Annotated in this window: 18 protein-coding genes; 8 read left to right on the plus strand and 10 right to left on the minus strand. The window is 73.3% G+C overall.

The annotated features are described in order from the left end of the window. Nucleotides 1-30 precede the first annotated feature (30 nt). Together BN6_RS16900 and BN6_RS16905 are read right to left on the minus strand one after the other, a co-directional pair. Nucleotides 31-495, minus strand: a complete 465-nt coding sequence (locus tag BN6_RS16900) for a cupin domain-containing protein (RefSeq protein ID WP_015100898.1) — start codon at nt 493-495, stop codon at nt 31-33. Nucleotides 496-949: 454 nt separating this feature from the next. After that, nucleotides 950-1,468: a M15 family metallopeptidase domain-containing protein gene (locus BN6_RS16905; protein ID WP_015100899.1), complete on the minus strand. Its 519-nt coding sequence runs from the start codon at nt 1,466-1,468 to the stop codon at nt 950-952. Between the two features lie 172 nt (nt 1,469-1,640). On the opposite strand from BN6_RS16905, the gene BN6_RS16910 reads away from it, so the two are divergent. The 4 genes from BN6_RS16910 (at nt 1,641) to BN6_RS16925 (ending at nt 5,221) form a co-directional block, all read left to right on the plus strand. Next, nucleotides 1,641-2,315 (plus strand): response regulator transcription factor, encoded by a 675-nt coding sequence (locus BN6_RS16910; protein ID WP_051075612.1) that lies wholly within the window; start codon nt 1,641-1,643, stop codon nt 2,313-2,315. After that, complete coding sequence (locus tag BN6_RS16915) at nt 2,312-3,616, plus strand: ATP-binding protein (protein ID WP_015100901.1); 1,305 nt, start codon at nt 2,312-2,314, stop codon at nt 3,614-3,616. Before BN6_RS16910 ends, BN6_RS16915 begins: the two co-directional genes overlap by 4 nt. Next, nucleotides 3,613-4,032 carry a hypothetical protein gene (locus tag BN6_RS16920; RefSeq protein WP_231905318.1) on the plus strand — a complete coding sequence of 140 codons (420 nt, stop codon included), beginning with the start codon at nt 3,613-3,615 and terminating at the stop codon, nt 4,030-4,032. Before BN6_RS16915 ends, BN6_RS16920 begins: the two co-directional genes overlap by 4 nt. Nucleotides 4,033-4,579: 547 nt before the next feature. Continuing rightward, on the plus strand, nt 4,580-5,221 hold the full coding sequence (locus BN6_RS16925; protein ID WP_148302903.1) for a DUF1062 domain-containing protein: 642 nt from the start codon (nt 4,580-4,582) through the stop codon (nt 5,219-5,221). Between the two features lie 72 nt (nt 5,222-5,293). Here the strand turns inward: BN6_RS16925 and BN6_RS16930 are convergent, their stop codons facing one another. The 3 genes from BN6_RS16930 to BN6_RS16940 all read right to left on the minus strand — a co-directional run bounded on the left by BN6_RS16930 (nt 5,294) and on the right by BN6_RS16940 (nt 9,828). Further along, on the minus strand, nt 5,294-5,908 hold the full coding sequence (locus BN6_RS16930) for a hypothetical protein (RefSeq protein ID WP_041313000.1): 615 nt from the start codon (nt 5,906-5,908) through the stop codon (nt 5,294-5,296). Nucleotides 5,909-6,403: 495 nt separating this feature from the next. Next, nucleotides 6,404-8,143 (minus strand): ABC transporter ATP-binding protein, encoded by a 1,740-nt coding sequence (locus tag BN6_RS16935; RefSeq protein WP_015100905.1) that lies wholly within the window; start codon nt 8,141-8,143, stop codon nt 6,404-6,406. Then, nucleotides 8,140-9,828: an ABC transporter ATP-binding protein gene (locus tag BN6_RS16940; protein ID WP_015100906.1), complete on the minus strand. Its 1,689-nt coding sequence runs from the start codon at nt 9,826-9,828 to the stop codon at nt 8,140-8,142. Before BN6_RS16940 ends, BN6_RS16935 begins: the two co-directional genes overlap by 4 nt. A gap of 243 nt (nt 9,829-10,071) precedes the next feature. Here BN6_RS16940 and BN6_RS16945 point away from each other — a divergent pair, with 243 nt between their 5' ends. Then, on the plus strand, nt 10,072-10,599 hold the full coding sequence (locus BN6_RS16945; RefSeq protein ID WP_015100907.1) for a GNAT family N-acetyltransferase: 528 nt from the start codon (nt 10,072-10,074) through the stop codon (nt 10,597-10,599). A 56-nt stretch (nt 10,600-10,655) separates the two neighbouring features. Here the strand turns inward: BN6_RS16945 and BN6_RS42050 are convergent, their stop codons facing one another. Beyond that, nucleotides 10,656-11,654, minus strand: a complete 999-nt coding sequence (locus tag BN6_RS42050; protein ID WP_051075613.1) for a hypothetical protein — start codon at nt 11,652-11,654, stop codon at nt 10,656-10,658. Between the two features lie 302 nt (nt 11,655-11,956). Here BN6_RS42050 and BN6_RS16955 point away from each other — a divergent pair, with 302 nt between their 5' ends. Continuing rightward, nucleotides 11,957-12,616, plus strand: a complete 660-nt coding sequence (locus BN6_RS16955; RefSeq protein WP_015100909.1) for a peptidylprolyl isomerase — start codon at nt 11,957-11,959, stop codon at nt 12,614-12,616. A gap of 30 nt (nt 12,617-12,646) precedes the next feature. Here the strand turns inward: BN6_RS16955 and BN6_RS16960 are convergent, their stop codons facing one another. Next, entirely contained in the window at nt 12,647-14,059 is a 1,413-nt protein-coding gene (locus BN6_RS16960; RefSeq protein WP_015100910.1) for a nitrilase-related carbon-nitrogen hydrolase, read from the minus strand. Next, entirely contained in the window at nt 14,043-14,624 is a 582-nt protein-coding gene (locus BN6_RS16965; protein ID WP_015100911.1) for a TetR/AcrR family transcriptional regulator, read from the minus strand. Before BN6_RS16965 ends, BN6_RS16960 begins: the two co-directional genes overlap by 17 nt. Before the next feature lie 109 nt (nt 14,625-14,733). On the opposite strand from BN6_RS16965, the gene BN6_RS16970 reads away from it, so the two are divergent. Continuing rightward, nucleotides 14,734-15,831 (plus strand): calcium:proton antiporter, encoded by a 1,098-nt coding sequence (locus BN6_RS16970; RefSeq protein WP_015100912.1) that lies wholly within the window; start codon nt 14,734-14,736, stop codon nt 15,829-15,831. Between the two features lie 321 nt (nt 15,832-16,152). On the opposite strand, the gene BN6_RS16980 is transcribed toward BN6_RS16970, so the two are convergent. Next, nucleotides 16,153-16,488 (minus strand): hypothetical protein, encoded by a 336-nt coding sequence (locus tag BN6_RS16980; protein ID WP_015100914.1) that lies wholly within the window; start codon nt 16,486-16,488, stop codon nt 16,153-16,155. A gap of 155 nt (nt 16,489-16,643) precedes the next feature. After that, nucleotides 16,644-17,825, minus strand: coding sequence for a 4-hydroxybenzoate 3-monooxygenase (locus BN6_RS16985; protein WP_015100915.1), 1,182 nt, complete (start codon nt 17,823-17,825; stop codon nt 16,644-16,646). A 160-nt stretch (nt 17,826-17,985) separates the two neighbouring features. On the opposite strand from BN6_RS16985, the gene BN6_RS16990 reads away from it, so the two are divergent. After that, nucleotides 17,986-19,239 carry a cyclase family protein gene (locus BN6_RS16990; protein WP_015100916.1) on the plus strand — a complete coding sequence of 418 codons (1,254 nt, stop codon included), beginning with the start codon at nt 17,986-17,988 and terminating at the stop codon, nt 19,237-19,239.

Genomic DNA, 19,239 nt, shown 5'->3' on the forward strand with positions numbered 1-19,239 from the left:
ACCACCCGGCCCGCACTCGCGGCGTCGCGCTCAGGAGTGCTTCGGCACGTTCTCGTCCGAGGCGTAGTCCGGGTTCAGCGACAGCGCGATGAACGAGAACGAGCGCTTCACCCAGTTGAACCCGAGCGGGCAGTGCCGGATCCCGGCGGGGATGAACACCGCGCCGGTCGTGGTCACGGTGTGCCGCTCGCCCTCGATGTCGAGGTACAGCTCCGCGCCGAGGTCGTGGATGTTGTCCGGGTCGTTGCCCATCCACATCAGCACCTCGTCGTAGCTGTGCTCGTGGTCGTTCACCCAGTGGACCTGCTCGGAGGTCGGGTTGATCCAGCTGTAGGCCATGTGGACCTTGCTCAGGTCGACGTCGATCCCGCGCATCAGCCCGAACGGGTTGCCGATGTTGGCGGGGCGTTCGCCACCGGCCGCGGCCCCCTCGTTGACCAGGTCGTCGGCGCACTCCAGCATGTTCTCGACAAACAGGTGATCGTACTTGCCCATGCCTCTTCGCTCCCTACAGGTCACACAACCATTTCCGCACCACGAATGGTGGTCGGCCGGGGCGTGCGGAAAAAGACACTCACCGCCGGGGACCTGTCACTGGCGTCCCGGAGTCCACTGAGGACGGATCGGGCCGGCGCGGTCCGCGCGTCCGGGCGCTACCGTGGGTCCGTTCGCCGACAACGGACAGGACGTCGTGATCGACCACCTCGTGTACGCGACACCGGACCTGGCGGCCACCGTCGCCGAGCTGAACGACCGGTTCGGCGTCGAACTGCTGCCCGGCGGGCCGGCCGGCGTTCCTGATCGACTGGGGCACCTCGCCGCACCCGGCCGCGCGGCGGAGGCCGGCGGCGCTGGGCCTGCGGACCGACCTGCCGGTCCACGACGGCCCGGCGCCGGGCCTGCGGGCCGTGATCGCCACCCCGGCCGGCGAGGTCGTGCCGGCCTGACTTCAGGTGCCGAGGTGGGCGTCCTCGGGCCGTGCGCCGGGGTGGGGCCGCCGGACCGGCCGCCGGGTCCGGTACTCGAAGTGCCACCACTCGTTGTCGTACGTGCGGTACAGGTGGTGGTGCCCGCCGTGCTCCTCCAGCCAGCGGGCGCCCTCGACCGGGCGGACGTCCAGCGCGACACCCCGCACGTGCGGCGACTCGGCCGGCGGCAGCACCCGCGGCGGGCCGGGTCGGCGCTGGTCCTCCAGGTAGAGCCGGTGTTGCCGCGCGGCGTCGCGGTGCCCGGAGGTGAGGCCGATCAGCACGCCGTGCCGCCAGAACGCCTCGCTGCGCGCGGTGGCGAACGCCCGGAGCACCTCCGGGGCCAGGCCCGCCAGGTCCTCGGCCGGGAACCGCAGGCCCAGCGCCCACTGGCAGGCGACGTGCCGGGCGTGGCCGGGTGAGCGCAGGTGCGCCGCCGGGAGCAGGAGCCGGGCGAGGGTCTTGGTGGTCGCGGACAGGATCCGCTCTCGGGTCGTCATGACACCGACGATCGGCGGCGACTGTGGACGTCATGACCGCGCCGTGCAACAGCTTCGCACGGACGATCTGTGACAAGACCATGACATCGCGCGCACCGGGCGGAGACGGTGCTGCGGCAGCATCGACGGGGTGACCGGGCGAACTCCGCCCGGCCCTGCGATCGTGGGTGGCATGTCCGAAGTGCTGTTGATCGAAGACGACCAGGCCGTCCGCGACGGGCTGCGACTCGCGCTGACCAGGCAGGGTCACGCGGTGCGGGCGGTCGAGTCGGGGGAGCGCGGGCTGGCGGGGCTGGCCGGTGTCGAGGTCGTGGTGCTGGACCTGATGCTGCCCGGGATGGACGGTTTCGAGGTGTGCCGCCGGATCCGCGCCGCCGGCACCCTGCCGATCATCATGCTCACCGCGCGCAGCGACGACATGGACGTGGTGGCGGGCCTGGAGGCGGGCGCGGACGACTACGTGGTCAAACCGGTGCGGCCCAGGGTGTTGGAGGCGCGCATCCGGGCGGTGCTGCGCCGGACCGGCGAGTCGGCGCTGCGGGCCGACACCGAGCGGCACGGCGAGCTGACCATCGACCGGGCGGGCCTGGTCGTGCGCAAGGACGGCGAACCCGTCGCCCTCGCGCCGACCGAGCTGCGCCTGCTGCTCGAACTGTCCCGCTCGCCCGGCCGGGTGTTCAGCCGGCAGCAACTGCTCGAATCCGTGTGGGAGCACGGGTACCTCGGCGACTCCCGGCTGGTGGACGCCTGCGTGCAGCGCCTGCGGTCGAAGATCGAGAACGACCCGGCGGCGCCGCGGTTCGTCCAGACCGTGCGGGGCTTCGGCTACCGGTTCGGGCCGCTGTGAGGAGTCTGCGCACCAGGCTGCTGGTCGCGTTCCTCCTGCTGTGCGGTGTCACCGCGACCGTGGTGGCGGGCGTGACCTACGTGCGGGCGCGGACCGTGCTGCTGGAGAAGGCCCAGGTCGCGGCGGTCGAGGCGTTCACCGGGAAGGTCGCCGAGATGACCGAGCCGAACGCCGACGTCCTGGCCGACCGGTACTCCGCCGGTCTCGTCCTCTACAAGGGGCGCAAGCTGGTGGGCGGCGTGGACTTCACCGACCTCGTCTCCCCGGAGCTGCGGGCGCGGGTGACCGGCGGCGAGGTGGCGTGGCAGCGCGTCGAGGAGCGGGGCCACGCCGGGCTGGTCATGGGCATGCGGGTGTCCGACGTGGAGATCTACGCCAGCCGCAGCATGGTGGCCGAGCAGGCGAGCATCCGGGAACTCGCGCTGTTCGCGTGGATCGCGGCCGGCTGCTCGATGGTGGTGGCCGTCCTGCTGGCGCTGCTGGCCGCCCGCAGCGTGCTGCGCCCGGTCCGGGAGCTGCGCGAAGCCGCCCAACGCCTCGGCGAGGGCGACCTGACCACCCGCGTCGCCGTGCGGGGGTCCGACGAGCTGGCCGGCGTCGCCGCCACGTTCAACACCACCGCGCGGGCGCTGGAGCGGCAGGTCGCCGAGGCCCGCCGGTTCGTCGCCGACGTGTCGCACGAACTGCGCACCCCGCTGGCCGCGATGACCGCCGTCACCGACGTCCTGGACGAGGAGGCCGAGCACCTGCCGGGCGACGCCGGCACCGCGGCCCGGCTGGTGAGCCAGGAGACCCGCAACCTCACCCGCCTGGTCGACGACCTGATCGAGGTCAGCCGGTTCGACTCGGGGGCCGCGGTCCTGGCGCTGGACGAGGTCGACGTGGCCGCCGCCGTGGGCGCGACCCTGCGCCTGCGCGGCTGGACCGACCTGACCACCGACCTGGCACCGGCCACCGCGCTGGTCGACCCACGCCGGCTGGACGTGGTCGTCGCCAACCTGGTCGGCAACGCCCTCAAGCACGGCGCGCCCCCGATCACGCTGACCGTGCGCGCCGAACCCGGTGTGGTCGTGGTCGAGGTGGCCGACCGGGGACCGGGCCTGGACCCGGCCGTCCTGCCCCGCGTGTTCGACCGCTTCTACAAGGCCGACAGCGCCCGCGCCCGCTCGGAGGGCAGCGGCCTGGGCCTGGCGATCGCCTGGGAGAACGCGGCCCTGCACGGCGGCAGCCTGGTGGCGGCCAACCGACCCGGCGGCGGAGCCGTGTTCACGCTGCGCCTGCCCTCCCGAGGTGACCGGTGAGGACCGTCGTCCTGGTGGCCGCGGCCCTGGCGCTGGCCTGGGTGTCGGCCGGCTGCGGCGTGCAGCCCAGCGAGCCCATCGGCGGGTCCGCCGCCACCGGTGCCCTGGTCTACCTGGTGCGTGACGACACCGTCGTGCCGGTGCTGCGGCCCACCAAGCAACCCACGACGGGTGCGCGGGCACTGGCCCTGCTCGCCGAAGGACCGAACGGCCGGGAACAAGCCCAGGGCCTGACCACCGCCGTCCCGCCGGGAACGGCCCCGGTCCTGTCCGGCAACACGATCACCGTGGCCACGGACGTCAGCACACTGCCCGAAGTGGCAGTCTCCCAACTCGTCTGCACGGCCGCAGCCGCCGAACCGCTCACCCTGGTCGGCGGCGGCCACCGCCGAGGCCCGCTCACCTGCCCGGTCTAGCTGTACTGACCCGTGACGTTGTGGACGTCCAGGCGGTCAGCCGGGTGATGGCCGGCCGCCGGGGCCGGTGAGCGTGAGCGTTGGCGGAGCAACCCTGCGCGCCGCCGACGACCCGGACCCGCCGGCCCCCGCCCACCGCAATGGTCGCGGCCTGCCTGGGTGCTGAGCGCTTTCGCGCGCGTCGCTCTCGTCGGGAGACGTCCGCCGCTCGGCGAGGGCGACCGACCCGGCAACGGGAAAATCTGTTGCCCGGGGGTCCGCCGGCTGAACATCATGGCGGGCATGGACATCTAGTACCGAGCAGTGGCGCACGTGCCGGATGAAGGCGGGTTCGAGTTGCTCCCCGCCTTTGTTCGCCGTGCTGTTCGGAGCCCGCACCCCGTGATCGGTGCGGGCTTCCTTTTCGCGACGTGATGTGCGGCGTCGCGCCGGTCGGCGTGCTCCCGTTCCAGGCGTCGGCCGAAGGCCACTGAATCCGTGAGGCGATTCGCCGTGCGCGCAGCGCGGCGGGCTGCCGTCACCACAGTCCATGGAGTCCGGCTACCTCATGAATGAATTCCGCGGTTTTCACCCGCCCGTCGACGGCGCGGAGTCCGGCCCCGACCGGAAAGTGCTGTGGGTGGTCCGGGAGATCGGGCTGCCCGCCCTCGTCAAGGACTGCGTGTCGTGCCGGTCCACGCGGCACCGCCCCACCGGGAAGTTCCGGGTGAACGCGAACGGCAAGCTCCTCGACGTCTGGCTGCTGGTCGGCTGCGAGTCGTGCGGCCGCACGTCGAAGATCCCCGTGCACGAGCGCGTCCACGTCAACGCGCTCGACCACGACCGGCTGGTGCTGTTCGAGAACAACGACCCGGCCACGGTGCGAGACCTGACCACCGACCCGGCGGCGGCCGGTCGGGCCGGCTACCGGCTCGACTGGCGCGGCACCTGGGTGCTCGACACCGACCTGCCGTTCCACGAACCCGACCACGGGGAGCCGGTACCGCTCGAAGTCGTCGTCCGGTTCGAACTGCCCGCACCGGTCCGGGTCGAGAAGCTGCTGATGGCCGGGTTCGGGCTGAGCCGGTCCGCCGTGCGCGGCCTGGTCGGGTCCGGCCGGATCCGGCTGCCGGTGGCCGTCGACGCGAAGGTCCGCGAGGACTTCACCCTCTTCGTCGTCGGCGGGCTACCCGGCGCGGCGCGGCCGTAGGGGTGGAACGGAGACTGTCGGCGGCAGTCTCCGTTCCACCGGGGTGGGACTCGCCGGGCGTCCCGGGGTCGATCAGTAGACCTCCAGACCGATCTTGACGCCGTCGAAGTCGTAGCCGTCCGGGTCGAGGGCGAAGGCGCTCTTGCCGCCGCCCTGGCTCGCCCACCGGGTGAAGGCCGGCGAGCCCGAGGAACCCTGGTCGACGACCTCGATCGAGAGTCGGAAGTCGGTCAGCTCGTAGGGAGCCGACCACGGTCGGACCTCCAGGAAGACGCGGTACTGGTCGGGGTCGTAGCCGTCCGAGTCGGTCACCAGGTCGGTCACCCCACCGCCCTCGCTCGCCCAGCCGGTGTAGAGCACCGGGCCGTCCGCGCCGTAGCTCTCACGGGCCTGCGCGCCGATCCGGAAGTCCTTGCCGGCCAGCACGCCGCTCGGCGTCAGCGCCAGGTCGACCAGGGCGCCGTCCGGGTCGTAGTTGTCGCTGTCGCCCGCCCACGGCGTCCCGCCGCCACCGAACGAGGCGGGACCGGTCAGCCGCTCCACGCCCACCCCGTAGTTGCCGCCGCCGTCGGCGAACTGGATGCCGACCCGGAAGTTGGGCGTCGCCGCGTTCGCGGTGGGCAACGCCGTACCGGTGAGCGCGACACTGGCCAGGAATGCCAGTGAAAGCGTAGCAATTCTGCGCATGGTGCTCTTTCTTCGACAATCGTGGGGTAGTGGTCGGGGCCGAATATGGCTCACCCCCGCAAAACCCGCAAACTGCCTCTCGGTCGAGTGGTGCTGCTCGGAACGGATCAGTCGGCAAATGTCGGAATTCGTGGTTCCGAAGGCGCCCGCAGCGTTGCCCGGCTGGAATATTCACGCCGACCGGGCCGGCGTTCGTCGCGAAATGAGACCGGATCCGGTCGAGTGGCGCAGCGCCGCGATCGCCCGGTGGACGGCCGACTGCCGCACCGGTGCCGACGATCGCGCGGTTGCTCGGCCATCCGACACATCGCGCATCCGGGCGTGTCACCGCCGGCGGGTCTTCGGCATCCCGATCGGCGGGAGGTTCGGGGTTGGCACCGGTTCCGCCCGGAAGCGCCGACGGAGGTCCGCCCGGATGCGCCGACGGGGTCCGCCGGACGCGCCGACGGGGTCTGTCCGATGAGGACGGTCGGGGGAGACGGGCGAGGTTCGGGCTCAGCTCCGGCCGGCGGTCCAAGCCGCCCACAGCCGGGCGTAGTGGCCGCCCGCCGCGACGAGGTCGTGGTGGGTGCCGTGCTCCACGACCCGACCCTGGTCGAGCACGACGACCAGGTCCGCCGACGCGGCCTGGGTCAGCCGGTGCGCCACGACGATCGCGGTGCGGTCGCGCAGCACCCGGGTGGTCGCCTTCTCCAGCAGCCGCGCGCCGGTGCTGCCGGCTTCGGCGGTGGCCTCGTCGAGGATCGCGACGAGCGGGTCGAGCAGGAGCAGGCGGGCGAGGGCGAGCTGCTGGGCCTGGACGACGGTGAGGTCGTGGCCGCCGTCGCCGACGACCGCGTCCAGCCCGTCGGGCAGCGCGCGGGCCCAGTCGGCCGCGCCCACGGCGTCCAGCGCCGCCCAGAGGTCGGGTTCCCCGGCGTCGGGTCGGACGAGGCGGAGGTCCTCGGCGAGGGTGCCGGCGAAGACGTGGACCTCCTGGGTGACCAGCGCGACGGTGGTGCGCATCGTGTCGGCGTCTATGTCCTCCAGCGCCACACCGCCGATCCGCACCGCGCCGCCGGTCGGGTCGTGGACGCCGGCGAGGAGCTTGGCGAGGGTGGTCTTGCCGCCGCCGCTGCCGCCGACCAGCGCGACGGTGGCCCCGGTGGGGACGTCGAGTTCGATGCCGTGCAGCACGTCCTGGCCGGGCAGGTAGGCGTAGCGCAGGTCGACGGCCTTGATCGACCCGTCGGACGGGCGTTCGCCGCGCCGGGGCCTGGTCTGCGCGGGCATCTCGACCACGCCGACGAGCCGGGCGAGGCTCGCCGTCGCCGACTGGAACGTGTCGAGCAGGAACAGCACGCCGTTGATCGGGGTGAACAGGTTGGCGAAGTACAGCGCGGCGGCGGCCGCCGCGCCGATCGTCGCCACCCCGCCGCGCACCAGCAGGAACCCGGCGATCAGCACCGCGCCCAGGCCGACCAGCTCGGCCAGGTTGAGCCGGCCGAAGAACCGGGTCTGGACGCGGGTGACGGCCACGGCCATCTCGATGCTGCGGTCGACCCGCCGGCCGACCCGGGCCACGTGGTCGTCGCCGAGCCGGAACGCCCGGACGGTGACCGCGCCGCTGAGCGAGTCCAGCAACTGCTGCTGCTCGCCGCCGGCGGCTTCCCGGCGGCGGGCGTAGAGCGGGGAGGACCGGCCCAGGTACCAGCGCGAGGTCCACGCCTGGATGGGCACGGCGAGCAGCGCCGCCGCGCCGAACCGCCAGTCCAGCGCCGCGAGCCCGACCACGGTCAGCACGATGACCAGCGCCGACTGGATGAACTCGGGGAACGCCTCGCGCAGCGCGGTGCTGACCATCGCCACGTCCTCGGTGATCCGGGACGTCAGGTCGCCGGACCCGCCCTGCTCGATCCGCTCCAGCGGCAGGTCCAGCGCGTGGGCCACGAAGTCCTCGCGCAGCGCGGCGAGGACCTGCTCGCCGAGCCGGGCGGTCGAGCGCAGGCCCGCGTAGGCCAGGCCGCCCTGGGCCAGGGCGATCGCGGCGAGCAGGAGGACCGGGCCGGTGATCGGGCCGCCGGTCACCGCCAGGTCGACCACCCGGCCGAGCAGGGGAGCGGTGACCATGCTGACGGCGGCCGCGCCGAGCAGGCACACCGCGGCCGCGACGGCGAGCCACCGGTGCGCGCGGACCAGCCGGCCGAGCAGCGCGAGGGTGCGCTTCGGGGTGGCGACGGGGAGCAGCGCGCTCACGACAGGATCAGCTCCCGGTAGCCCTCGTGGTCACGCAACAGCCCGGCGTGCTCACCGGACGCCGTGACGGTGCCGCGTTCGACGTAGACGACCCGGTCGGCGACGGCGAGCAGCGCGGGGCTGCTGCACAGGACGATCGTGGTGCGCCCGGCGCGCACGTCGCGCAGCCCGGCGGCGATGGCGGCCTCGGTGACCGCGTCCACGGCCGTGGTCGGGTCGTGCAGCACGAGCACCGGGGGATCGGCGTGCAGGGCGCGGGCCAGCGCGACGCGCTGCCGCTGCCCGCCCGACAGCGACCGGCCGCGCTCGGTGACCGCCGTGGCCAACCCGTCCGGGAGGGCGGCGGCCATCCGGTCCACCTGGGCGGCCCGCACCGCCGCGCTCACGTCGCCGCTGCCGCCGGCCAGGATGTTGTCCTGAACGGTGCCCTCGAACAGGTCCGCGTCGTGCGGCGACACCAGCACCGCCGTGCGCAGCGCGTCCGGCGCGATGTCGGTCAGCGGCGTCCCGTCGAGCGTGAGCCGGCCCTCCTCGGGGTCGGCCTCGCGGCCCAGGAACCGGCGCAGCGCCATCGCCTCGCCCGGGTCGGCGGTCACCACGCAGACCAGCTCGCCCGGCTCGACGGTCAGCTCCAGCCCGGCCAGCCGGCCGCCCGTCACGCCGGTCAGCCCGACCCGCCCGGCCACCGCGCCGAGCCCGGCACCACCGCCGGTCACGGCCGGCGGCGCGTCGAGCACCTTGGCGATCCGGGTGGCGGAGGCGCGCCCGGCCGCGACCGACGCGGTGATCTCGCCCAGCGTCCCCAACGGCCCCAGCAGGAACTGCGCCAGGCCGACCGCCGAGACCAGGTTGCCCGCGGTGATCTCGCCGGCCGCGGCGAGCCCGCCGCCGACCAGCGCCACCACCGCCAGGAACACCCCGTTCACCGCGATCACCGCGCCCGAGTAGCCCGCCTCGGCCCGGCTGGTGTGCAGGGTGGCGGCCAGCGACGCCCGGCTCACCGCCCGGTACCGGGACACCCCGGCCCGCTCCGCGCCCAGCCCCTTGACCACCCGCACCCCGCGCACGAGGTCGGTGCCGACACCGGCGGCCTGCGCCGCCTGCTCCTGCTGCGCCGCCGCGCGCCGCTCCAGCGGACCGCTCAACGCCCGCACCAGCAGCATCACCGGCGGGGTGCCCAGCAGGATCAGCAGCCCCAGCGGGAGCGAGACGGTGAGCAGCGCGACACCGGCCACCACGACGCCGACCACGGCCGCGATGCCGTGCGGCAGCAGGTAGTTGACCATCGCCGTCCGCCGCACGTCCGCCGTGGCGATGCTCACCAGCGCGCCCGGCGGCAGGTCGGCGTCCGCGCCGCCGCGACCGTCCAGCACCCGCGCGGCCAACGCCAACCGCAGCACGCGGTCCGCGCGCACGCCGGCCAGCAGCCCGACCCGCGCACCGAACCGGTAGCACGAGGACAGCAGCAGGAAGTCGACCGCCAGCACAGCCAGCCAGAACGCCAGCGCGCCCGCGTCGCCCGTGGTGATCGCCTGGTCCAGCACCACGCCGATCAGCAACGGCACCAGCGCCTCACCGGCCTGGTGGCCGATGAACAGCGCCGAGGTCGCGGCGATCCGCCCCCGCTGGGCGAGCACCGACCGGCGCAACACCCCGCCGTCGGTCGGAGAACCAGGTCGGCCCACCCCCGGCCTCCCTCACGTCGACTCGGCTGAAGTATGCCTACCCTAACCTCAGGGACCGACAGTGATCGCCAGGTGGTGACGCCCGGCCGGTCGACTAGGCTGGTGGACGGCGCGAGTGCGCCTGTCGGTTTCCTGGCGTGGGGGTTGATGACTATGGCTGTCCACAGCCGTTGTCAGCCTGCCCTTGTCCGGTTCGCGCTGGTGTAGCGCGCACCGGGTCGTTTCAGCCGACCAGGAGTTCCCATGTCCTCGTTTCCCGTGATCCCGGGCACTGACCTGCCCACGGACCTGCCCACCGACCTGACCACTGACCGCCTGGTCCTGCGCCAGTGGACGTCCGACGACGTCGACGCGGTGGTGGCGGGTACCCGTCTCCCGCACTGGGCGGCGGACTTCCCCGCCGAAGGCGACCTCGTCATCGCCGGGCTGTTCGCCGGGCACCCCGGCTGGCTCGGTCCGCACGGCCACCGCCTGCTCGTCGAACGTGACAGCGGGCTGGTCGTCGGGTCGATCGGGCTGTTCTGGCCGCCGCACGAGGGTGCGGTGGAGATCGGCTACGGCGTCGTGCCGTCGCGGCGCGGGCTCGGGTTCGCGTCGGAGGCGACCCGCCGCCTGGCGGAGTTCGCGTTCACCGCGCCGGAGGTCCGGGTCGTGCACGCCACCGTGGAACTGGCGAACCCGGCCTCGGCCAGGGTGCTGGCGAAGGCCGGGTTCCGGCACGTGCACACCGATGACGTGCAGCGCACGGCCCGTTACGAGGTGCGGCCGTAGTCCCGGGTCGCGTTGGCGGCTCGGCGGCACCGCGCCGCCGAGCCGCGCGGGTCCCGCTAGTTCGTCACCTGCCAGTAGTCGTTGGCCGACGGCAGCGAGAACGACAACCCGGTGCACCCGAGACTGGCGCTGGACACGCTGCCCGGCGGCGTGACCGAGGAGTTGGTGGTGGTCAACAGGCTCCAGGTGCCGCCGACGTTGATCGAGATGCCGGCCGCCGCGAACAGGGTGCCGGCGGTCTCCGTGCAGTAGTAGCCCTCACCGGTGGCCGAGTTGTACTCGGTGTAGACCTCGAACATGCTCCACCCGCCGCCCGGGTTGGTGAGCTTGCCGGGGTCGGCGCTGGTGAACAGGGCGTCCCAGTAGCCGGTGGAGTAGTTGAACAGGTAGGCCGTCCACGAGTTCGTGACGGGGTCGGTCTGGACGTCCTTCACCGTGTACGCGGGCGGGCCGAGGTGGGTGTCGGAGTACTTGCTCAGGAACGTGGCGTCGATCCAGGCCACGGCGGCGAAGCCGGGCGCGGCGGCGCACCAGTCCCAGGCCCCGACGCCGTTGCCGCCCTGCCAGTAGAACGTGGTGACCTCGATGCAGGTCTTGCCGCTGGGGTCCAGCGTCGGCGCGTACACCACGTCCGGGTTGCCCGGCGGGATGGAGATCCCGGGGTTGAGGGTGTGCGTGGCCATGGCGCCGTCGGAGTTGACGTTCGGGAACGCGCCCCAGGCGGCGTGCAGCGCCCCGCTCCACGGCGGGATGCTCGTCGCGCCGACCTGCCGGCCGGCGGTGCCCGGCCGGTCGGCGACCGGTCCGCTCGCGCGGGTGGCGTGGCGGGCTTCGCCGCGCTTGCGGAACTTCTCGTTGAGCTCGGGCCCGGTGGCCGCGCGCGCCGCCTCACCGCGCAGCGCGGGCACCAGCCGGCCGCTGGTCGGCGAGTCCGGCCGGGCGACCTTGGCGGACTTGTCCACTGTGGACGGAGCGGTCGGCACGTCCGCGGTGGCGGGTGCGACGGAGGTCAGCAGCGCGCCCAGGGCGAGCAGCGCGACGGCGGCCCGGCGCACGGGTGAACGGCGTAACCGTGCAGAAGGAGACGGCATTGCGACAGTTGTCCTCTCGGTAGGCAAACTGGCTCACCGCAGGCGAAGGATGGCGCAAGCGACACATTTCGGTGTCCCCCCAAGGACATTGCGGTACTCGCAGCCTGCTCCTCACCGGCGAGCACGGCCATAGGTCAACCGGCCGCCACGTCGGGTGATCACCATGACATTGAGACGGCGGCCACAATGTGGTATAAACCACACTGCTCGCGCTGCGGTCACGTTCGCCCGGCCCGCGGTCCGTCGAGGGGCGCTAGCCTCGGCGCATGGGAAGGTATGCCGCATCCGCAGTCATCCTGCTGACCGCACTCCTCGGCGTCGCGACACCGACGGCGGGCGCCGCCCCGGCGCAGCCCCGACCGGTGAAGCACTGCGCGTTCACCCCGACCCCGGACAACCCGCCCGCCAAGCCGGTCCGCCCGCCGCGGGCCACCGCGCCGACCAAGGGCTCCGCGACCACCGTGCTGCACACCAATTACGGCACGGTCGTGATCCGGCTGGACCGGTCGGTCGCCGCCTGCGCCGCGCACAACTTCGAGCACCTCGTGCGCAACCTCTTCTACCACAACACCCAGTGCTTCCGGCTCACGAACTCGGCGCGCCTGGGCGTGTTGCAGTGCGGTGACATCCACCGGGCGGAGGAAGGCGGCCCCGGCTACAAGTTCGACGACGAGGTGACGGGGTCCGAGACCTACCCGCGCGGCACCGTCGCGATGGGCAACCAGGGGCCGGGCACCAACGGCAGCGAGTTCTTCATCGTCCACTCGCACGCCAACATCTCCCCGGTGTACAGCGTGTTCGGCCACGTCGTGCACGGGATGGACACCCTGGACCGGATCGTCGCGGCCGGCATCACCGGCGACACCCAGGACGGCCTGCCCAAGCGCCCCGTCCGGATCCACTGGGCGTTCACCCTGCCCGTCTGATCCCACCCCGGCGCGCCTCCGACCGTCCACTCAGGACTCTTCGGGGGCGCGCCGGATACCCCGTCGCCGTACGAAGAGAACTCCCACCGCGACCACGAGGCACAGGTACGCGAACCAGTTGCCGAAGCGCGTGTACGGCGTCGAGCCGGACCCGACCGGGACGTCGGCGACGACCGCGGTGAACGGTGTCGCGCCACCGGTGCGGGCGTCGGCGAGGACCCGCCCGCGATCGTCGGAGATCATCACGGTCCCGGTCCGGCCCGACCAGACCACCGCCAGACCGTTCTCCACGCCGCGCAGCAACGCCATCCTGCTGTGCTGCCACCCGTTGTCGTCCTCGTCCGACGCGGGAACGGCGAGCAGGCGCGCACCGGCCGCGGCGTAGGCCCGGCTCGGGTCGCGGAAGTTGACGTCGAAGCAGATCTCCACGCCCGTGCGGCCGTCGGGCAGCAGCAGGAGGTCCTCGCCCCCGGGACTGACCGTGTCGTGGTGCTTCAGGTACCGCAGGGGTTCTCCGCCGTCGGCCGGGAAGACCAAGGCGTAGTTGAACTTCGCGTTCCCGCTCCAGTGCGCGAAGCCGACCACGACATCGGTGCCGTGGTCGCGCGCGGCCCGGCCGAGCGTGTCCGCGAGCACCGCCGGCCGGGCGTCGGTCGGGCGGAACGACTGCTCCGGCAGCACGACCACGTCGAGACCGCCGGGCAGGTCGCCGATCGCCGCGGCGTACCCGGCGGCCAAGTCCCGGCCTTCGGGTGTGGCCAGGTCCGGCGCCCACGTCCGCTGGTTGGTCGCGACCGCCGCGACCTTCGCCGCCGGCCCGTCGTCACCGGCCAGGCGCAAGGCACTCGCGCCGAGAACGAGGACCACGAGCCCGATCGCCGTGGCGGCAGGGGCCGAGCGGGCGCTGACGGCGGCGGCGATCGCGGCGGGCAGCAGCACCACCAGGAACTCGACGCCCCACATCCCGGCCACGGCGGCGGCCTGCACGACGACCGGCACGTCCGCCTGGTGGTTGGCGAAAGTCCCCATCAACCCCATCGGGTTGGTCACCGACACCACGTACAGCGCCCCGGTCCACACGGCAGGAGCCGCGAACGCGGCCAAGACCGGTCGGCGACGCCGGACCTGGTGGCGGAACGCCCACACCGCGAGCACGAACACCACCGACATGCCCACGTTGATCACGACCCCGACCGGCCACATCGGCTCGTCGTGTGAACGCAGTTGGAACGCCCAGCTGTTGGCCGTCCCCAAGGCGTAGGACAGGAACGCGGCGACGATCGCGGCCCACGCCGGTAACCGGGCGGCGACGAGCAGCACGGGCAACGGCGCGAGCCACGTCAACACCGGGACCGGGTCGAACCCCGTGCCGAAGAAGAACAACACCGCACCGCACGCCACGGCCGCCGCGACCCGCCACACCGGTTCACGGTCGCAACCCATCGAGCACCCTCCCGGTCGTCCGCTTGCACAGCGCCCGGAAGTCGTTGGCGGACATGGAGATCCGGTCGCCGTGGTAGAGCTGCACCAGGCCCATCACCGGGGTGGTGAGGGCGAGCGTGGTCTCCAGCGGGTCGTCGGCGCGCAGCACGCCGGCCCGCACGGCCTGCTCGACGGCCTCGAACACCGGCCGGAACGACGGCGACCCGCCGGTGCGGAAGTCCTCCGGGAACCGCCGTGCCTCCTCGCGGCGCTCGGTGACCACGTACCGGTACAGGTGCGGCTTGCCGAGCGCGAAGTCCAGGAAGTCGTCGGTCAGCCGGTCGAGCCGCGCGGGGAAGTCCAGCCCCTCGTGGCCCCGGCCCCACTCCCGGGTGAGTTCCGCGACGGCGTTGTCCACGGCGGTGCGCAGCAGGGCCTCGCGGTTGGGGTAGTGGCGGTAGGTGGCCATCGGCGTCACGCCGACGTCGGCCGCCACCCGGCGCATCGTCACCGCCTGCGCGCCCTCGTCCAGCAGGATCGCCAGTGCCGCCGACGCCATGCGCCCGGCGGTCGTCCCCTCCGTCATGTCTACAGCGTATACCCACCTGGTCTACGGCGTAGACCAGCGGCCGTGACGCGCCCGTGGTACCGCGCGCGACATGCGAGGTCCAGCGGTTGGTGTCAGGGTTGGCGGCATGATCGCCGTGTCTCGCCTGCGTCAGGTGTCCTGGACCGAAGTGGTACCGGTGTTGGGTGCGGTGGTGCTGGCGCTGGCCTGGGGACGGGACCTCGGGGCGGTCCTGGTCACCATCGTCGCCATCGTGCTCGCGGGCACCGTGCTCTCCGCCGTGCACCACGCCGAGGTCGTCGCGCACCGCGTCGGCGAGCCGTTCGGGTCGCTGGTGCTCGCGGTCGCCGTCACGGTGATCGAGGTCGCGCTGATCGTCACGATGATGATCTCCGGCGGGCCGGACACGGCGTCGCTGGCGCGCGACACGGTGTTCGCCGCGGTCATGATCACGACCAACGGCATCGTCGGCCTCTCGCTGCTGGTCGGCGCGTTCCGCTACGGCGTGACGCTGTTCAACCCGGAGGGCAGCGGCGCGGCGCTGGCCACCGTGGCGACCCTGGCCACGCTGTGCCTGGTGCTGCCGACCTTCACCGCCAGCACGCCGGGACCGGAGTTCTCCACCTCGCAGCTCGCCTTCGCGGCGGTGGCCTCGATCGCCCTGTACGCGACGTTCGTGCTGACCCAGACCGTGCGCCACCGCGACTTCTTCCTCCCGGTCACCGCCGACGGCGAGCCCGATGCCGAGGAGCACGCGTCGCCGCCGTCGACCAAGGAGACCTGGATCAGCCTGGCGCTGCTGATGGTCGCGCTCGTGGTCGTGGTGGGGCTGGCCAAGGTCGAGTCGCCGGCGATCGAGGCCGGGGTGAAGGCGGCCGGGTTCCCGCCGTCGTTCGTGGGCGTGGTGATCGCGCTGCTGGTCCTGCTGCCCGAGACGCTCGCGGCCGGCCGCGCCGCCCGCCGCGACCGGGTCCAGATCAGCCTCAACCTGGGCTACGGCTCGGCGATGGCCAGCATCGGCTTGACGATCCCGGCCATCGCGCTCGCCTCGGTGTGGCTGGACGGCCCGCTGGTGCTCGGCCTCGGGCCGACCCAGATGGTGCTGCTCGCGCTCACCGTCCTGGTCAGCGTCCTGACCGTGGTGCCCGGTCGGGCGACCCGGATGCAGGGCAGCGTCCACCTGGTGCTGCTCGCGGCGTTCCTGTTCCTCGCCATCAACCCCTGACCTCACGCGGACGGGTGATCACCTACCGCCCGCCGACGTGGTCGACTTCGGCGTCGCGCGGGCGGACCACGTCGAGCCGGTGCGGCCGGACTCGGACGGGAGATCCGGCCGGACAGCGCGCGGCACCAGGCGGAAGTGGCCGAGGCGCCGGGGCTCGAGCGGGTCCGGTGTCGACCGGGTGCCGACCCGGCTCGGCGCCGCCCTGACCGGGCTGTCGCCTCCCTCCCGGCTGCTCGACGACGAAGGCGACGAGCACGAGGACCTCGGACGCGCCGACGGGCCGGCCTCCCAGCGGAGACCGGCCCGTCGTCCCCCCTGTGGTCAGCAGGTGCTCGCGCCGTCGAACCGGCGCGGGAGCTTGGCCACCTGACTGGTCAGCTCCCACCCGTCCGGAACGGTGGAGCACTCGCCGTCCGAACCGTTGGCCCAGACGATCTTCAGGTTGAGCGACTTGTCACAGTCGTTCAGGGCGTGCCCGGTCTGGGTGATCCTGCCCTTGGTGACCCACACCTTGACGCACGACGGCGCGTTGCCCAGCACCTCGACCTCACCCGCCGGGTCGCCCGCCGCCATGGCCGAGCCGCCCAGCAGACCCGTCGCGACCGTGCCGGCCGCGACGACGATCGCCGCCCGCCGTCCGATGTCGTTGAACCGCATCTCGTAGTCCTCCCCTGATGGTGGAACTTCCCCCTGTGGAACCACTTTCGGTGGGTCGTCCCCTCCGACCCGCCGGCCTGCGGAAGCGCCGGTGAGAGCAGGTTAGGGGCGGGCGGCGGGGCCCCGTGACGGTCGTTCACCCCACAAATCGCCGATCAGGTCGGGCCGGCCGTCGACTCCGCGAACGCCCGCGCGGCGGCGGGTGAGGTGAACAGCCGGTCGAGCCGCGCGCGGGCGAGCCGCCACCGGAACGGCCCGGCGGTGGCCGGGTCCGAGCCGTGGAAGACCACCTCGCCCAGCCACCGCGAGAACTCCTGGTCGTGCCACACCCGGCGCAGGCAGGTCGCCGAGTACTCGCGCAGCGGGCCCGGGTCGTCGTCGTGCACGGCGGCGGACAGCGCCCGCGCCAGCACGCCCGCGTCCGCGATCGCCAGGTTCATCCCCTTGCCGCCCAGGGGAGGCACGATGTGCGCGGCATCCCCGACCAGGAACAGCCTGCCGTGCGCCATCGGGTCGACCACGAAGCTGCGCGCGTCGATCACCGCCTTCGCCACGATCGGACCGGCCACCAGGTCCTCGTCGGCCAGTCGCAGCCGCAACTGCCGCCACACCCGGTCGTCGGTCCACGCCGCCAGGTCCTCGCCGGGCCGGCACTGGAGGTAGAACCGGCCGGCCGCCGGCCCGCGACCGAAGTGCGCGGCGAACCCGTGCGGGCTCAGCGCGAGCAACGGGAGCGCCGGCGGCGGCGAATCGGTGAGCACGGTGAACCACCCGACCTCGTCGGCGTGCCGGTAGGTGGTGAGGGCGTCCGGCGGGATGCTCGCCCGGCTCACGCCGTGGAACCCGTCGCACCCGGCGAGGAAGTCCGCGTCCAGCCGGCGGGGCACGCCGTCCGCGTCGCGGTAGGTGACGTGCGGCCGGTCGCCGTCGATGTCATGCAGCGCCACGTCGTGCGCCGCGAACCGGAGGTCGCCGCCGCCGTCGACGAACGTCGAGATCAGCCGTCGCACCAGCAGCTGCTGCGGGATCAGGCGCCCGACCCGGCCGTCCGCGTGCGCGGCGGCGTCGAACCGCCGGGGCACCCCGTCGACCCGGAACTCCAGCGTGCCGGAACGGCGCGCGCCGGCCAACAGGTCGTCCAGCCCGGCCCGGAGGTAGACCTGTTCGGCGGCGTGGTCGATCACCCCGGCCCGCTGCCGCCCTTCCACGTGCGCCCGGTCGTGCCGTTCCAGCACCACGCAGCCGATTCCGTTCCGATGCACCAGGTTCGCCACGGTCAGTCCCGCGACCCCGGCACCCACGACCACCACGGTCGTCCTCTCGCGTGCTCCGTCCACCGCCACCCCTCCCGAGTTCGGATCCCACCGCCGCTCCAGGCCCGCCGGGCTCGGTCCACCCGCGCGTTTCGGTCCTCGGCGTTGAGGTGACTTCCGTTGCGCGAGCCGCCGCGCACCCGGTAGTCGTCGTGGGTAGCCATCCTGCCGAAGGAGCGCCCGCGTGAACCCGGACCTGCTGCGCAACTACCTCGCCCGGCACCGGGCGGGACGCCGTGACGTGCTCCGGTTGGCCGGTGCCGTCGGTGCCGCCAGTGCCGCCGGCCTGGTCGGAGCGGCACCGGCCGGAGCCGAGCCCGCCGCCGAGCCCGCCGGCGGGCGGTGGGACGACGTGCCGTTCGACTACGCCGACCCGGCGAACCTGGCCGACTGGGCACCCAGCCGGTACGGGCGCGACGACCAGCGCGGCGCGCTCAACGAGGTCACCCCGGCCAAGACCGCGGCGGCGCTGGGCCTGCTGCGGGCGCGCCGTGACGTCACGACCTACAACCTCGGCGAGTTGCTGTGGAACGGCTTCCCGGCGTTCCGCACCGACCCGCGCCGCACCTACGAGCAGCGGCTCACGATCTGGGGCTACCCGCCGCCGCCCGGCTTCCAGGAGGAGGGCGGCATCCTGGTGTCGCTCGACCCGCTGGGGCGCAACCGGGTCAGCGTCCACGAGGAGCGCTTCGAGGCGGAGTTCTCGGCCAAGGGCCCGAAACCGCTGGCCACCACGTTCCAGATCGGCACCCAGACGGACAACCTGAACCACGTCGGCGCGGCCGAGTTCTTCTACAACGGCTTGCGCGGGCCGGACATCGCGCGTGGCCACGGCACCACCCGGCTCGGCGCGGAGCACGTCGGACCGGTGGTCACCCGGGGCGTGCTGCTCGACGTGCTGGGCGTCAAGCTCGCCCGGGGTCGGGTGGCGGACCTGGCGGAGCCGGCGGCCAACGGCCGCCCGCTGCTGCGCGAGAACTACCGGATCACCGTGGAGGACATCAGGGACGCGCTGGAGTTCGGCGGCGTCGACCGGATCGAACCCGGTGACGCCGTGCTCTTCCACACCGGCTGGAGCCACCTGCTGGCCCGCCGCGACCCGGCCGACCTGGCCCGCTGGGAGGGCTCGCGCGGGCTGCCCGGCATCTACCTGCGCGAGGCGCGCTGGCTGGCGCGGCACCGGCCCGCGCTGGTAGGCGGTGACACGTGGGCGCTGGAGGTGCTGGGCAACCCGGTCAACGACGACGGAACCGCGTTCCCGGTGCACCAGGAGTTGCTGATGCGCCATGGCATCCGCATCGGCGAGTCCTACGTGGTGCACGAGCTCGCGGCCGACCGCGTCCACGAGTTCGTGTTCATCGTGACGCCCCAGTACTCCGAGGGCGCGACCGCCGGCAACACCCCGCCGGCCGCGCTGGGCCAACCCCGACGCCGCTGA

This window comes from Saccharothrix espanaensis DSM 44229 (assembly GCF_000328705.1).
Taxonomy (GTDB): domain Bacteria; phylum Actinomycetota; class Actinomycetes; order Mycobacteriales; family Pseudonocardiaceae; genus Actinosynnema; species Actinosynnema espanaense.